Raw genomic sequence first — 15,474 nt, forward strand, 5'->3', positions numbered from 1 at the left:
ATTGTTATGGACAGGTGTTGGTGGGGGCTTGTCTGATATGCCATTTTTGATCCGGTACTGCTGCTCTGCGGTTGCTTATTTTTTTCTCTTAAAGTAATTAAATAATTTTAAATTCAATCGGTTGCATCTTCGTATATTGATCTGCCAATTATGATATTATTAGTCACACATTGTGCATATCATTGTCATGTTAGTTTTATGTTCCACTAATTTATATTTTTTAGAGTTAAATATCCATCATGCGCGTATTCTAAAGCATTGTTGGTTTTTAATTTTTTTTTTAACAAAAATCACATCTCATGAACATTTTTTGTTTGTCTTAGTGAGAAAAATCCAATAAATTAGGGACTCTGGTTTAAACCAAAGCCACCTGCCGATAGTATGGTCTGACTATCTGGTGAATTATGCCGGTAAACAGTGATATCAGATAAATACAGATATCCCGGAGGAAGTAACCTAATCATCAGGGCATCATATGTCAGATATTATTGATATTCATCTGAAGTGAATGTTATTTGCTCACTATGGATTAAGCTGTAATTGTATTTTTGCAAAACAATGATCTCTTCTATTGTAATATTAAAAATATACCTCTCCGGGGTGATTTAGCATGACCAGCAGCGATGAAATAAAAGATAATATAAGTGTAATAATAAGAAAACGCATATTTGATAAACGAAAAGAACGTCATTTATCAGGAAGAGAGGTAGCTACACTTCTCGGAGTCAGCCAGCAGCAGTACTCCTGTTATGAGCGCGGGATTAGTCGTATTGATATTGTTACTTTAGTAAATATATCAATCATATTAAGAACCAATATAGATTGGTTTTTAAAAGATATCATGTCTCTTTGTGGTTATGAAGATATTCTAAAATCCTGACTGGCCATATTCTATGGTTTTTAAATTCATTAAAAATCAAAAATAATAATAATGTGTCACCAAACATAATTACTCTATAGATATAGGATTATGTAATGGCTCATTATATTATCGCCAATGTAATCAATGTACAGAAAGTAACTGATCGTCTTGTTGGTTTTTTTTATATTAAATCAATACGGATTGTTTTATTAAAATCGCTAAACACTATTTGAGTTTTTATGTCTACGAATAAACAGAAAGTATTTAAAAAATCTTTATTAGCATTAATGTTTTTTTCAGGAACCTCATTTTCTTTTGCAGCAATAGATTATGAGCTGTCTGCTCTTGAAACAATCGGGCAGGCAACAGCAATTTCGGCTGATGGCAGTGTTGTCGGTGGTACGTATGAAATCGCGGCTGATACCTACCGTCCTTTCCTGATAAAAAATGGTCAGTCTGTTGATTTATCAAAAATACAGTCAGAGGGAAAAAATACCTATATTACCGGGATCTCTGCTGACGGAAAAGTTATCACCGGCTCTATCCGTGATATGAATAGTGGCGGAGTATCAAAAGCATATATTTATAATACTGATACAGGAAATTTATATCTGTCTGATTCCCCGTCATTTCGTGAAACCTCTTCAAGTGCGATTTCAGGTGATGGTAAAACGATGGTTGGTATTGCTGACAACCGTGCATTTCGTTTTTCCGAAGAGAAGGGTTTTTCACTTTTAGATTCAGGTGATACAGCGTTTTCCGGTGCGAATGGCGTAAATACGGATGGCAGCGTTATTGTTGGCAGATCGACAAATAAACAAAATAATTTACAGGCATTTAAATATACCGATTCAACGGGTGTTGTTAGTTTAGGTTCGTTAATAAAAGATAATGATGGAGAGTCAAGTGCAAGCGCTATTTCTTCAAATGGTCTTGTGGCTGTAGGTTGGTCTGTTGCAAATGAAAATGGTGATATGCATGCTTTCCGTCATACTGACATCGAGGGAATACGGGATCTGGGGACATTAAGAAAAGATAACAGCGGGTTTTCAATGGCATCTTCAGTCTCCCGGGATGGCCAGTTTATTGTCGGGTCGTCATCAAATGAAGGTGATTATTCACGCGCATTTGTGTATGTATCAGATGAAAAGAAGATGTATGAATTAAAACCGTTAGAGAATAATCTGGCGGGTGAATCGAGCGCAGAAGCTATTTCTGATGACGGTAAAGTGGTGGCAGGTTACGTCCAGGGCAATAATAACGAAACAACGGCTGTTCTATGGAAGCTGAATTATACACCGGAACATGTAATACCGCCTGAACCAGTAATACCGGCGACGCCGCTTGAGCCGTCAAAACCGGTGATGCCTGTAGAGCCACTGAAACCTATTGGCCCTGAGATCTCAAATCCGGTTGACGTGAATAAAACACGTCAGTCTCTCAGTAAGATGGTGAATAATAGTGATCAGATTTTGGATCTTTATCAGACGGCACTATATAACCTGGCCGACAGTCGCTGTCAGATGGGCAGTGACAGTTATTGTGTTGGTCTGTTTACGCAATACGACAATGTGCAGAAAAATAATCGTGTTGCGACCGGCTTATTTGGTTCATTTCGTTTACGCGCAGAAAACTGGACAACGGGTGCTTCTTTAAATTTTGCCAATAATACTAATTTGGCTGAAGGTTATGATACCCGTGGAAGTCATCATCCTGCTGCAGGCGCCTGGTTGCGTTATCAGGAGAATATGGATAATACAGGATTCAGTTCTGAGCTTTCTGCTGCATTCTTACAGCAGGGGCTGGAGATTACCCGTAAAGCTCAAAAAAATACCGAGGAAGGTAAAGGTAGCTCAGATATTAAAGGTTATTATATCAGCTTACAGACGGGTTATGGTATCGCACTCAGTGAACAGACTAAAATAACGCCGTCAGCGGTACTGAAATATCATGATGTAAGCCGTGCCGGTTATACTGAATCGGATAATATCAATTTTCCCGCAGTTTATGGTCGTGCCGGAAATAAAAATCTTGATTTACAGCTTGGTGTTAATATAAATCATCGCGTTAATGAAAGTATCGAATTTGATGGTGGTATTGGTGCTGATATCCGGATCAATCATAAACGGGATGCTTTCACCGGTCTTATCCGCTATGTGAATGATTCAGATTACATTTATGATCGCGGGGAAAGCCAGAGTGTAAAACCCTACGTTAATGTTGGTCTGAATTATACTATTACACCAGATTCCACACTGCGCGCAAATGTAGGCTACCACACTACGGATTATCGTAATGACGGCGTACAGGTTGGTCTGAGTTACTCTTATCACTGGTAAATTTTATTAATTACTCAGAGCGTTGAATGTTCTGCGGAGAAATATCCGGTAATGTATTTTATTGCCGGATATTCTCCGACTCTTCCCGACAAAACCTTCGTGTGCGTTATAATTTTATTTTTATCAATTCAAATAAAATTTTAATCTATAAATACAGGATATGTCAGTGTTATTTTCTTTATTTTAGTTGCCTGAAAAAAGTAAATTACTTATAGATTGGCAGGTTTATAATCCTGACAATCAATTGACTTATATGCAGTGACAGATAAATGGACGTTATTAGTATCATCATATCAGCGGGGAAATCATCCGTTGATGTAGCGCTTTATACTTTATTGCCGATTATGGTCGTGATGCTGATCATAATGAAGTATCTCTCAGTAAGAGGTGTTCTGGATGTGATAGTCCGCTGGCTGGCGCCAGTACTTAAACCATTCGGATTGACCGGCATGAGTGCGTTCGCACTGATCCAGATAAATTTTGTCAGCTTTGCGGCTCCTCTTGCAACATTATCCATTATGGATAAACGGGGTGTTTCTGATCGTCATATGGCAGCGACGCTGGCAATGTGTTTTGCAATGGGGCAGGGGAATGTGTTTTATCCTTTAATGCCGTTCGGTTTACACTGGATGGCATCAATCTCAATTTCAATACTCGGTGGTTTGTGTGCGGCGGCATTTACCTGGTATATTACCGGGCGAAAATTGTCAGCGCTTGAAACAAGCAGTGCAGAGCCACTTCCGGATGCTGAACAAAATAATCAGGGGCTGCTGTCTGTCATAAACAGTGCAGGGGCCGATGCTATTCGTCTGGCGCTCGGGGCAATCCCGATGCTTATTTTGTCATTAAGCATTGTGGGGCTTATGCAGTCAGCCGGGCTGATTGAATGGCTTCATCATATATTGATGCCTTTACTTCAGTTGTTGCATATTCCGGATATTTTTGTTCTTCCTGCATTGGTGAAATGTGTGGCCGGGGGAACGGCATATTTTGGTGTAATATCGGATTTTGCTCAGCAGGGAATGGTAACGGCAAATCAGATAAATGCATCGGCGGGGTTATTAATCCAGACATTTGACCTGCCCGGGATTGGTATTTTTCTGGGGATAAGCTCCCGGTTTGTCCGTTTATTCAGGTATGTTATTCCGGCAGTGCTTATTGGTATCCTGCTGCGCACTGTTTTACATATCGTCTTGTTTTAAGGCCGGTATAAATAACGGAGGTGGCGGCGGATATAGCACCACCTCACTGTACTTGTTTACTGTTTACCAGCCGCAGATATTTATTTCTTCATCCATATCATAACCACGAATGATGTTTATCAGATCTTTAATGACCTGTGCGGTCATTTCAGGATCTGATAAAACATCAACAGAATCAACCTCTTTATCAACAGAAACACCATTGTTCTGGTTTGTAATGGTGACAGTAAATGTACTGTCGTTGATGCTCTCTTTATTATCCAGTTCGCGGATTAACAGAGACATCTCTTCATTAGCTATCTCAGGAATGTACAGTTTTTTCGGATTAAGAAAGACTTTTTCCGCCTTAACCTTATTAACATCATTGATGAGCGCCAACAGATAACCTTTATTTTCTTCATTCATCATTGTGTTACTCCTCGGTCAGAATTTCCGGTGCGACATAAAAATCGACATTAAATACGGTATTATCTGTCATCGCTTCTATCCGGTGCCAGGTTTCCGGGGGAAATACACCGAACTGACCGGCCTCAATAACCAGCGTGTCTGTCGGCTCCCGGCTTATTTCATCGGCATAGGCATAATAAACGATGGTTCCCTGCATAACTGACAGCTTAGGATAAACGCCCTGGCGTGTACCTTTGTCCAGGTGCCTCTGCCAGATAGATTTCGGGGCTGTCTCTTTAGTCCAGAGAGGGGTGCTGCGGATATGAATATAATGCGTAGGAATAATAATGCGATCCATCTGTTTTCTCCTGAACATGAACGCATGTTTAGGGAACTATCTTATGAAATTTAGTGGATATAAAAAAGCATTTTAAATGCATCTTTTAAAAAAATAGCACAAAATCCCCGTCAGTTGTTGAATAAACAGACCGGCGGGGAACATCGTAACGGGGAATTACTCGTAAGTAATCATAAAGGTCGCATCAGCATCTGCTGTGCCGGGTGTCGGCTGACTACCTGTGGCAATATAGTTTGCATAGAACTGAGCCTGTCCGTTTCCGTTAATATCCATGGCAATTTTCGGGCTTTTGGTATCAAGCGGCAGTCGTTTTTTCTGGTTATCCAGTATTTCAACAGCTACTGATTTTGCGGCAGCGGCTCCTTCTGTGAGTGCCAGCAATGTATTATCCTGCTTATCTTTCTTTCCGCTGAAAACAATAGTCACGGAAGAGGAAGGCGGGCAATTTTGCAGCTGAAAACTAAATGGCATCGATTGCGTTCGGTCGCCCGTTGCTTTCAGGTTTTTCAGTGGCCAGCGACCCAGATTGACTTTTTTATTTGCCTGAGAAACTTCCACACCGCAGGTATAAGCCACAATTTCACCGGATAACTGAAGATTCACTCTGCCGAGTTCATAAGCGGCTGCAAAATGTGGGCTAAGTAATCCGGATGCGATTAACAGTAATACCGGATTTAATATTTTTTTCATTATCCGGCCTATTGATAGTCAACGCGTAAATAACCACGGGATTGAAACGCACCTTCTTTCGGCTTATTTCCTGTTACACTGACAGGCCAGGCTGTAATAGTTGTAAGTGAAGCACCGGTGCCATCCAGTTGGAAAGGGATAAGGCTGCTGATATTATTCGGTGTTAATGCATTGCCGCTGCTGTCACCGACCATAAATCCGACATCCGGATTATCCGAGACAATCATTTTCCCCTGAACTTTCTCAGCTTCAATACGTAATGTCAGATAGGCTTTTGCTTCGACATTAGTACATTGGATTGCGAGATTTTCTGTTTTCTTATTCACACCATCCGGCTTATTACCGGCACCGGCCTGGCTGAAAAGCTGGGAACCAATTTTACCAAAATCAATAACAATAATATCGTTTACACCAATTTTGCAATTTTGCGGAACGTTAATATTGCCACTGTAACTGATGGTATAAACCGGCGTACTTAATGCTTCACCATAATTTGTGGTGACATACACAGTGAAGAGTGTTTTTTTCGGAATGACAACCTGATCAATAAACCGGCGGGTGATTTTCAGGCGGAAAATGAAATTACTGTCCTGGATCCCGAACGGTTTTCCTAATACCACATTAGGGTGCATTCCCATCTGGACATATTCCTGCGGCGGATAAAATGTCCCTGAATAACTGTCAGTAATACTCATTGCACCAATCAGATAATCATTGAGCCTCAGATATTTATATTTTCCTTCCGTTTCCACCACGGGTGTATTTGCCACATAGCTTCGCATAGTGGTACTGTTTCCCTTATGTACAGGACATATACCGTCGACCCGTTCGGCAAAGTTTTTAGACATTTGCACGACCTGACCAACCTGGTTATTTGCGGAAGAAAAACTTTTTGATAAGTCATAATATACTTCGCCGACTCCACCGGAGGCATTACTGCATACCACCGCAAGTGCCGGGAGAGGTAAAAATGTCATTAATAACGGAGCCCAATATATTTTTTTCATCATTAACTCTCTATTTACATTCAAGCGCTGCACGGAGTAACGGCCCGTTTAATTCCTGACGGGTAAAGTCATAAGCCGCAGTACATTGGTCAGCCGGGGTATTTCCCCATTGCACCAGAAGTTTTCCGCTCAGCGGCAGACCGGTCAGATACACGCGCCCGTCATCAGCGACGATACTGTTTATTTGTGAGCCGGTTTCCTGCACCATACTGCCGAAGCGGATTGGTTTGCCGTCATGGGTCAGCGTAATAAGTGCGCGGATACCGATACTGGTATCAAATGATGCGCGGACAACAGCACCACTGACCGGCACGACATTCAGCACATTGTTTTTAATCTCGGTATTGTCACTGAATGAGTCAGGATTCAGGGCGATACGGTTGTTCCGGTAAGCCGAGGCATAAGGCACAAGAGCGTAACCACGCCAGTCTGTTTTCACCCCGGTATAGTTCTCGACAGCAACGCCGGCGGCACCGGGGGCTTTAACCAGCACCGTGGTTTCATTCAGAGACTGCCCTAACGTGATCCCGTTTTCATGCACCAGTAATGCGCCGGAAGCCCTGTAGTTCAGCTGGTTCTGATCCGGATCGTAGTTATAACTGACCCCGAAATCGCCGTATGTGCCCTGATAATCCAGACCGGCTGAGCCGTTATAGCCCTGCTGGCTGATATGCCCCTGCGAAACGGTATAACTCAGGTTTCTGTCTTCCAGAAGTGTTCCGTTAACGCCGGTACGATACGCTTTCCGTCCGCCGGAGTTATTGGTGGCAGAGAATGTGGCATAAGCATTATTAAAGGCGCTGTTGCTCCGTGCATTTCCGGATGAAAATGAAGAGAACGGAACTGAAATATTCATTGAGATCATGTTATCGCGCTCTTTAATTTCCAGCGCTTTGGTGGTGCTCAGTGAAATTGAATAATTCATGCCATTCCAGTTGTTGGAATAACCCGCCTGATACCATTCATCTTTACCGCTTTTATCCCAGTACGATTGTTGGTTACCGGATAAATACAGTGATCCGTAGTTATCGAATGACTGAGAAAGGTTGACCTGGAAGCGACCTTTTTTGTTATAAAGCAGATTATGGTAATTAATAATAATAGGTTTGCTGTTATCGCCGTCTTCGCCGTCAGGTGCAAATTCATAGCCGCTCATCTGTTTATATGCGACATCATTTAAAGTATAAAAACCTTTGGTGGAATAACGGTAACCCAGTAACTGGAATGTCGTTCCGGTAGTATTCAGTGATTTTGCATAAAGGAAACGTAATGACTGACCTTTATGGCGGGATCCATCGGCCAATTCACTGTTTGCATGGGTAATATCAAATGAAAATGCACCGAACTGTCCGATATTCTGACCGACACCCACTAATATGGCTTTATATTTATCTGCAAGTTGTGTTCCGGTATAGACAGATACATCACGTGATAAACCGGCAAGCAATGTCGCCTGAACAAATGTCGGTGTATTCTGATTACTGTTACCACTGCGGAATTCACCGGCCATCACATCATATTTTACCCGGCCTTCACGCTGTAAAACAGGTAATGTTGAATAAGGCACAACATAGCGCTGTGTTGAACCATCATTTTCTTCGACTGTAACCTGCAAGTCACCGCTGGATGTGGCAGGATTTAAATCATTGATAATAAAAGGGCCTGGCGGTACATAAACCTGATAGATAACATACCCGTTCTGACGGATAACCACCTTTGCATCTGTTTTGGCCATGCCGCGAACCGTCGGCGCATAGCCCTGCTGGCTGTCCGGGTACATGTTATCGACAGAAAACATGCGTACACCACGGAAGCCGGCAGAATCAAATACATTACCGTCTGAGTTGCCATCACCGATAACCAGCTGACTTTTCAGTGCAATTATCGGCCGCTGGACATAATTCATCAGACTGCGCCACTGGCTGCTGCTGGTACTTTTATTTTTATTGTAATTCCAGGCGCTTGACTGGCGAAACTGCCAGACACCGAGATTAAATCCGGAGTTAAGACTGACGTAATAACTGCTGGTGTTATCCGAGTTATTATTTCCTGAGGCAAAGTAATTAACAAACAATGCCGGAATACCGGACTCCCATTTATCCGGTGAAATATAACCGCGCGCCTGACCTGACAGGCTGGCCTGCGGAAAGCTGATAGTCAGGCGTTGCTTTTGAAAGTCAAAATGGTACTCGGATCCGGGAATTTTTTGTGTAAACGGAAAGCACTGTTTTTCCTGATCGGTTAATTCTTCCGGTTTTGCGATAGTAACGCCGAAACCGGTAATTGTGTCTGCACTAAAGCAGGGAAATAAAACCGGCTCACCGTCTTTATTTTTATGTTCGGTAAACGTTATCTCTGATGATGAAACAAATTCACCATTAACCGATACTTCAACCAGATAATTTCCGGGTGGCTGATAACCGCCGGTTTCAAAACGGGACAGATCAGATACATCCGTATCAGATAGGTCATCAGACAAAAAGGCGGCATTAAAAGAGGGTTTTGCATCAGCGGTTCCCGCAGGCAAAAGATAGGCCACTGCTGCAAGCACAGCAATATAAACCGGTGTGTAAGTGAAGACCTTTTTAATGTTACTCATTTCGCCGTATTCCCTGAATAAAAATTAATCGCTAACGACTTATTTCAGACTGACTTCACGCTGTTTACGTAATCCGCCGTAATCATTGATACTTTGGTATGTCAGTTTTTGCCCGCTTTTGCCTTGTATCTGGTGTATGGTAAAAGGAGCGACCATGACATTATCGAGAGGGTGTCCGTCTAAAACGATATTGACGAGAGTGGTGTAATAAGGGGACGGATTATCAATATAGATGGTTCCGCCTTTCTGATTGAATTTGATTTTCTCGGCGGCATCTTCAGTCTGGATGGATAAATTATCCGGTCTGACAAATAATTTTATCCGCGATAAAATAGCGAGTTGCAGAACATTTTTCCCTTCAAGAGAATCTTTATCAACAGACGGTATCGCTTTCACATTCAACCAGAAAACTGATTCGCGATCTTTTGGCAGGTTATCTGCCAAATTAACAATGCGCAGGGTATTCTCGCTGTTTGGTTCCATAACAAACAGTGGTGGTGTAATAACGAAATTTTTCTCTTTCCCATTTTCGTTTTCAACCCAGGAGTTAATAAGGAAACGTTCTTTCGGACTGTGGTTAATTACAGATAATGATGTCTGCTTTGCATTCAGAGGATAAATAACACGTGTTGCACCGAGTGCAATTCCGGTGTTCTGATTTGAAGCAGAATAAGCAAAACCTGATATTAATGTAAAAAACAATATCCATGCACTATTTTTAAAATAAGAAATCACGAAGATACCTCTTGATATTTTCTGTCAGAAATAACGCATAGAGTATGGTATTTCATAAATCAGTTATAAAACTCTCTCTGTTCCTTTTTACAGATGTGATCCGTCGATAAAGTTAATATAAAATTAACTTTATACAGAGAGAGCTTTTAATTATTTAATTACAGAACGTAATTTGTTATTCGTATTTAACTTATTCGTATTTAACAACAAACGTTGCATCAGCATTTGCCTGGCCCGGTGTTGTAACGCCTTTAGCAACATAACGGGCAGTGAAATCTAAGGTATTCGTTCCTTCGAGTAAGGTTTTAGCGGTAGAGAATTCTGCACCACTTGGCGGTAATACTTTAGATGCGGTATCGCTGATCTGAATACCGACGTTTTGTGCTGCTGGTGCGTTAGTACCTGAGTTAACAGCTAATAACGTTGCATCACCTGTCAGGCTCTGACCGGAGAAAGCGATTGCCGCAGTAGCTGAAACAGTAGGATCACAGTCAACTAATTTGATTTTGAAAGGAACCGGCGTAGTCATATCACCAGCTGCTTTTAATTTAGCAGTACGGTACTGGCCTAATTCAACAGTCTGGTTGCTGGTATCGGTGCTGACTGCACACGCAGCGTTAACCAGTTCACCATTAAAATGAACAGTACCGCCATTTACGATAACCGGGTCAGCAGACGCGGCTGCGGAAAATAACAATGCTGAAACAATAGATGCACCAATAATATTTAATTTCATAATACTGAATTCCTAAAAAATAAACGCCATCTTTAAATTTTACTATCTGTGAAGAATAGTAAACCACTACGTCTGAAGACATTAATCTTCAGACACAATTTTTAGTGTTGTGTGTATTTATAAATAAAAAAATCAATACATTAATTCATGGCTTTTATTAAGATCGCCAAATAATTTCACAAAAGGTATTTCCAGAACAAGGGATATGGTAAACAGCATATCAAGAGGTATATTACACTCACCACGTTCGTAACGTGAGACTTGTTGTTGGCTTAATCTTAACTTATCACCTAGTTCTGAACCGGATAATCCTTGTTTTTTTCTGTTTGCTCTTATTTGTTTTCCAACAATTTTATTTATATTCATCATGATCAACACTCAAAATTTATTAATTTTCTCTATAGAAAATGACTAATAAGATTGCCTGAATAAATAATCAGATAGCATGGATTAACAAATCAGGACAAATAAATCAGTAAAAATAAAATATTTTCCGGAAATAGCCAGTTGCGTTTCGGAATTAAGTATTAGCTCTTAGATGCGTTAAGTAAAGTTAGTTATAACGATCAAATGGCAATTATTAATAGTCAAAAACTATTGATAATGATATTTTGATCGTTATAATCTTTTTTAAAAATTAACAAAATATGACATGATGTATTTTACGGGTTATTGTTTTTTTTTAAAATTATAACTATATGAAATAAAAGAATAATTAATTAATAAATGTTTTTTTAATTGATAAAAATAGCATTGAAGCTTAGCAAGTTATACGAAGTCGTTATTTTATAGATTAAGTGAATTTAATTATTTGAATTTTAACATTAAACATAAACACTAAGTATAAAGTCAATTAAAGAGTTACGGACAATCATATAACACAAGTGCATTTTATTAGTATAATAAGTTGATTATATGTTATTTTACAGCATAAAAATCCAATTAAAAAATGGATAAAAATTATATTTAAGCATTATGATAGTATTTTTATATATAAAGTCGTTATTCTCATTTTTACAGAATATTTTTAACATAAATATGTAATATTTATTACATGATATTATAAAAATAGTTATTATATTTCAATTGGTTAGTTTTGTAATAAACAAATAATCTGAAATATTACAAATTATTACTATTATACATGCATGTTAAAATTCAAGGTGTTAACGCAAAATAACACATATAAAGAGTAAGATTGGTGTAAATATCACCTTACCTAATAAAAAAATAATAATGTATGGCTGTAAGGTAAAGTTCCATTAGTATCAGTGCGTTAAATTGTCTCTATATACAGAGGATAGTATTAATATCGGCGATAATCCGGGGATCTTTAATTATCGTTTCACACGGCGCAGGTGTGAGCCATGCCATCACGGTGATGGACAGCTTGAAAGTTGAACAAAATACAGCGTCATGAAATGACCGGGATATAGTAATTAATTTCTTTCATACAGGGTAAACCGTCAGCCATAAAGTCACTATATGTATAGGGGGTCGTTAGTTTATAGTGCTCAATGTCGGGTCCCTTTCTGCGTGACATCTTAAATTTTGGCAATATTTTTTCATAAGCAGAATGGATTATATGATTATAGTCATGCGTATCTTCCGCCAGTATTTCAGGGTTTATTTTGATTCTGAGATAGTTGCCCCCCTGTAGTGCAATGGCGGAGAGGGCAGAGCTGCGGGAGGCTTGTTTGGATAATAATGACTCATTAATTGCCGTTGTATAGACATAATTAATGTCATCGACGGAGGAAATTGACGGAGCATGCATTGCGTACAGGTCACAGGGAATTGCATCAATGCCGCTAAAAAATTGATGCCAGAACCGGTGACGAAATGGGGTTGTTTCAGTATGCGGGTCTGCCGTATTTTTTTGATAGTAATGGTCAGAGCCCAGTAATTTCAAATCCGGCAGTACTATCAAATCAGATTGAATATGGATATCACGCTCCGGGCGTAGCGGGAAGCAAAACCCGGTAGTGTCCCAGCCAATTTTTTTCCGGTAGCCTGATGGTGTAATCATAAATTGAGATTTAAATGCCCGGCAGAATGTTTGTTGTGAATCAAAGCGAAATTTAAGTGAGATATCAAGAATACTGCTGTTTGTTATCCGCAGTGCTCTGGCGGCACAGGACAGGCGGCGGGATCGTATGTATTTTCCGAGAACAATTCCTGTATGAATCTTAAACAAACGCTGAAGATGCCACTTTGAGTAACCTGAACGCCCGGAAACGATATCCAGAGATAAATCAGATTCTAAATTTTGCTCTATCCATAATATCAAACTTTTAATAATATCTTCGCGTATGTTATCTATGTTCATTTGTCGGTTACCAATTAGTCACATGTTAGATTTAATTATATTTTACATTGAGTTATCATATATTAACGGACATATAGAACTAAAAAGTAATGTAAGTTATTGTATTCATATCTGCATATTTTGTAATGCCGCACAATTTTCAGCTCATTGATTTTACATGTTTTATAATAAAGGATCGAACGGGTGTTGTATTTTTATTTATATTTTTTTCTTTTTTATAAATAATGTAATATGGCACTTTAAGATTAAATGAGGAAAGTAGCGGTCTGAGTTTTCCTGCATTAACATATTCCTCTGCCACTATTTTAGGGACGTAGACAATTCCTACATTATTCGTTGCCATAATAATGGCAGATATTATGTCATGACATTGAAACTTTGGTTGTATATCTAATTTATTTATTTTACCATCATCATAATATCGCCATACATTATGTTCTGAGCCATAGCTATCAACAACAATACATTGTTCTTTTAATAAATGTAATGGATGTGACAGCTTAGTATTTTCTGCATAATGTATACCGGTGTAGAAACCCATTTCTAATTCTAACTCTGTATTAACCGTCATAGGGTGTATTGACGGAACAAAAGATAAAATAATATCGGCTTCACGGAGAAGGTGGTCATAGTTATTAATATCACCCGGATGACATTTTTTCATTGTTACTGAAATATAAGGGAATTTAACTGATAATGGCTGTATTATATGGGATGATAAATAATGAATAAAACCGGGTGGTGCATAAATTACAATGGATTTATTATCAGGTTCAGATAAGTTACTGATATTTTTCAAGAAAATATTATAGGATTCGAGGTATTTACGGGATTCCTGTGCAAAAATATGACCTTGTTCATTTAGTTGGACTCCGGAGCTTGTTCGTATAAACAACCCTGTACCACTGGCTTCTTCTATCGCACTGACTATCTGGCTTAACTGTCCCTGGGAACGGTGTGTAAACTTGGCTGCCATAGAAAAACTGCCATGATTAACAATAGAATGGAATGCGACCAGATTACTTATTTTAAAAACATTATGATTAATTTTCATTTTTAACCTGCTTATCAATATACTTGATCGGTATTATATACTCTAATGTTACCCTGTTATTATCAGTCAATCCGAATTTTTCAAAATCCCACTCAGTCGTCCATCCTTCATTATACTCCTTTAATATTCTGAACAAAACGTCAATGATGATATCATAGGGATTGATAATGTTATCTGTACATTTAAATGATTTGGTGTTTTTAAACTGCATAGTTATATATTTACAGTGTTCCTGGCAGGAATTCATCTTCGTTATATCATCGGTACCAATAAAATAAGAAACATCAATATGCTGATCATCAAATGAGGGCGAATACCAGCCAGCGGTGCAGTAATGATCAGGATTGAAGTCTGTTTCTGTAAAAAACTGTTCGCGGAAAACTTTTCTTATGGGATAGTGTGGTTTATCAAAATCAGTAACGGCAATTGTATAATTATATATTTTTCCATAAAGAGTTATTTCTTCATATTCTATATTTCTGTCGACTTCAATATTTGGTCTTTCTTTCATTAACTCAATTCGTGGCAGAGCATTAAAAAGATCTAATATTTTATTTTTTCTGTACGTTAAAGGAGTAGTGTGAAAGTTTTTTTTAAAAAGATGAATAAATACTGATGATGATTTATACCCTAAACATTTTGAAATTTCTGCAATACTTTTTCGTGTCAGACAAAGGTATAGTGTTGCCCGAAATATACGGCGACGGCGCACATATTCTGAAATAGAGTAACCTGTTATTTTTTTGAATTTCCGTTGCAGGTAGTTGATACTATAGCCGGATTTATTTGCAATTAATTTAGCATTAAGCTCGTTCTCCAGATTATCCTCAATCCAGCTAATAAGATCCCCTATGATGTAGTAATGATAAATCTCAGAATTCATTTTGTCAGCCCTTTCTTATAATTGTTATCTCTGATGTATAGATTTCAAATAGAGATTTTAATTTATGAACGATTTCATATTCAATATTACATTGTATTGGTTTTAATGCTAATACACATTTTGTGACATTTATAGATATATTTACGTAATTATTGACAATTTGAGTTATTAATTTTAGGACTGTGCTATATCAACTGTATTAGTCTGTTGCTTGTGTTGCATAGTAATGAAAATTGATTACTGACACTATTTTCTATTTCTGGGAAAAAACAAAAAATACTGTATTTATCTCT

At 38.7% G+C, this 15,474-nt stretch carries 14 protein-coding genes; 3 read left to right on the forward strand and 11 right to left on the reverse strand.

Features of this window, described 5'->3' with window-relative positions; translation table 11 throughout:
- Positions 1-610 precede the first annotated feature (610 nt).
- The 3 genes from ACMHKJ_RS17510 to ACMHKJ_RS17520 all read left to right on the forward strand — a co-directional run bounded on the left by ACMHKJ_RS17510 (position 611) and on the right by ACMHKJ_RS17520 (position 4,403).
- The gene (locus ACMHKJ_RS17510) at positions 611-880 is read left to right on the forward strand and encodes a helix-turn-helix domain-containing protein (protein WP_413495937.1); all 270 of its coding nucleotides are present in this window, start codon (positions 611-613) and stop codon (positions 878-880) included.
- A gap of 221 nt (positions 881-1,101) precedes the next feature.
- A complete protein-coding gene (locus ACMHKJ_RS17515; protein ID WP_413495939.1) occupies positions 1,102-3,201 on the forward strand; it encodes an autotransporter domain-containing protein in 2,100 nt (699 codons plus the stop codon).
- A gap of 269 nt (positions 3,202-3,470) precedes the next feature.
- Positions 3,471-4,403 (forward strand): nucleoside recognition family protein, encoded by a 933-nt coding sequence (locus tag ACMHKJ_RS17520; protein WP_413495941.1) that lies wholly within the window; start codon positions 3,471-3,473, stop codon positions 4,401-4,403.
- Between the two features lie 63 nt (positions 4,404-4,466).
- Here the strand turns inward: ACMHKJ_RS17520 and ACMHKJ_RS17525 are convergent, their stop codons facing one another.
- The 11 genes from ACMHKJ_RS17525 to ACMHKJ_RS17575 all read right to left on the reverse strand — a co-directional run bounded on the left by ACMHKJ_RS17525 (position 4,467) and on the right by ACMHKJ_RS17575 (position 15,181).
- Positions 4,467-4,808, reverse strand: a complete 342-nt coding sequence (locus ACMHKJ_RS17525; protein ID WP_413496056.1) for a DUF1869 domain-containing protein — start codon at positions 4,806-4,808, stop codon at positions 4,467-4,469.
- A 7-nt stretch (positions 4,809-4,815) separates the two neighbouring features.
- Entirely contained in the window at positions 4,816-5,148 is a 333-nt protein-coding gene (locus tag ACMHKJ_RS17530) for a DUF1971 domain-containing protein (protein WP_413495943.1), read from the reverse strand.
- Between the two features lie 156 nt (positions 5,149-5,304).
- Complete coding sequence (sfmF, locus tag ACMHKJ_RS17535; protein WP_413495944.1) at positions 5,305-5,838, reverse strand: fimbria assembly protein; 534 nt, start codon at positions 5,836-5,838, stop codon at positions 5,305-5,307.
- Between the two features lie 8 nt (positions 5,839-5,846).
- The gene (locus ACMHKJ_RS17540; RefSeq protein WP_413496057.1) at positions 5,847-6,845 is read right to left on the reverse strand and encodes a fimbrial protein; all 999 of its coding nucleotides are present in this window, start codon (positions 6,843-6,845) and stop codon (positions 5,847-5,849) included.
- Positions 6,846-6,855: 10 nt separating this feature from the next.
- Positions 6,856-9,444: an outer membrane usher protein FimD gene (fimD, locus tag ACMHKJ_RS17545; RefSeq protein WP_413495946.1), complete on the reverse strand. Its 2,589-nt coding sequence runs from the start codon at positions 9,442-9,444 to the stop codon at positions 6,856-6,858.
- A gap of 39 nt (positions 9,445-9,483) precedes the next feature.
- Positions 9,484-10,179, reverse strand: coding sequence for a fimbria/pilus periplasmic chaperone (locus ACMHKJ_RS17550; protein ID WP_413495948.1), 696 nt, complete (start codon positions 10,177-10,179; stop codon positions 9,484-9,486).
- A gap of 190 nt (positions 10,180-10,369) precedes the next feature.
- Positions 10,370-10,915: a type 1 fimbrial major subunit FimA gene (gene fimA, locus ACMHKJ_RS17555; protein WP_413495950.1), complete on the reverse strand. Its 546-nt coding sequence runs from the start codon at positions 10,913-10,915 to the stop codon at positions 10,370-10,372.
- 132 nt (positions 10,916-11,047) lie between these two features.
- The gene (locus ACMHKJ_RS17560; RefSeq protein WP_150384589.1) at positions 11,048-11,284 is read right to left on the reverse strand and encodes a helix-turn-helix domain-containing protein; all 237 of its coding nucleotides are present in this window, start codon (positions 11,282-11,284) and stop codon (positions 11,048-11,050) included.
- A 1,045-nt stretch (positions 11,285-12,329) separates the two neighbouring features.
- Positions 12,330-13,244 (reverse strand): helix-turn-helix domain-containing protein, encoded by a 915-nt coding sequence (locus ACMHKJ_RS17565; protein WP_413495952.1) that lies wholly within the window; start codon positions 13,242-13,244, stop codon positions 12,330-12,332.
- 139 nt (positions 13,245-13,383) lie between these two features.
- Positions 13,384-14,298 (reverse strand): LysR family transcriptional regulator, encoded by a 915-nt coding sequence (locus ACMHKJ_RS17570; RefSeq protein ID WP_413495954.1) that lies wholly within the window; start codon positions 14,296-14,298, stop codon positions 13,384-13,386.
- The gene (locus tag ACMHKJ_RS17575; RefSeq protein WP_413495956.1) at positions 14,288-15,181 is read right to left on the reverse strand and encodes a helix-turn-helix transcriptional regulator; all 894 of its coding nucleotides are present in this window, start codon (positions 15,179-15,181) and stop codon (positions 14,288-14,290) included. The genes ACMHKJ_RS17570 and ACMHKJ_RS17575 overlap by 11 nt, the downstream gene beginning before the upstream one ends.
- Positions 15,182-15,474 lie beyond the last annotated feature (293 nt).

Origin of the sequence: Morganella psychrotolerans, from assembly GCF_965118875.1 — a bacterium.
Lineage (GTDB): Bacteria > Pseudomonadota > Gammaproteobacteria > Enterobacterales > Enterobacteriaceae > Morganella > Morganella psychrotolerans_C.

Bases quoted from the DNA above. Each gene is read 5' to 3' on its own strand.
- ACMHKJ_RS17520 (WP_413495941.1), top strand. From the start codon at position 3,471: ATGGACGTTATTAGTATCATCATATCAGCGGGGAAATCATCCGTTGAT.
- ACMHKJ_RS17510 (WP_413495937.1), top strand. From the start codon at position 611: ATGACCAGCAGCGATGAAATAAAAGATAATATAAGTGTAATAATAAGA.
- ACMHKJ_RS17525 (WP_413496056.1), bottom strand. From the start codon at position 4,808: ATGAATGAAGAAAATAAAGGTTATCTGTTGGCGCTCATCAATGATGTT.
- ACMHKJ_RS17530 (WP_413495943.1), bottom strand. From the start codon at position 5,148: ATGGATCGCATTATTATTCCTACGCATTATATTCATATCCGCAGCACC.
- fimD (WP_413495946.1), bottom strand. From the start codon at position 9,444: ATGAGTAACATTAAAAAGGTCTTCACTTACACACCGGTTTATATTGCT.
- ACMHKJ_RS17540 (WP_413496057.1), bottom strand. From the start codon at position 6,845: ATGAAAAAAATATATTGGGCTCCGTTATTAATGACATTTTTACCTCTC.
- ACMHKJ_RS17575 (WP_413495956.1), bottom strand. From the start codon at position 15,181: ATGAATTCTGAGATTTATCATTACTACATCATAGGGGATCTTATTAGC.
- fimA (WP_413495950.1), bottom strand. From the start codon at position 10,915: ATGAAATTAAATATTATTGGTGCATCTATTGTTTCAGCATTGTTATTT.
- ACMHKJ_RS17565 (WP_413495952.1), bottom strand. From the start codon at position 13,244: ATGAACATAGATAACATACGCGAAGATATTATTAAAAGTTTGATATTA.
- ACMHKJ_RS17570 (WP_413495954.1), bottom strand. From the start codon at position 14,298: ATGAAAATTAATCATAATGTTTTTAAAATAAGTAATCTGGTCGCATTC.
- sfmF (WP_413495944.1), bottom strand. From the start codon at position 5,838: ATGAAAAAAATATTAAATCCGGTATTACTGTTAATCGCATCCGGATTA.
- ACMHKJ_RS17560 (WP_150384589.1), bottom strand. From the start codon at position 11,284: ATGATGAATATAAATAAAATTGTTGGAAAACAAATAAGAGCAAACAGA.
- ACMHKJ_RS17515 (WP_413495939.1), top strand. From the start codon at position 1,102: ATGTCTACGAATAAACAGAAAGTATTTAAAAAATCTTTATTAGCATTA.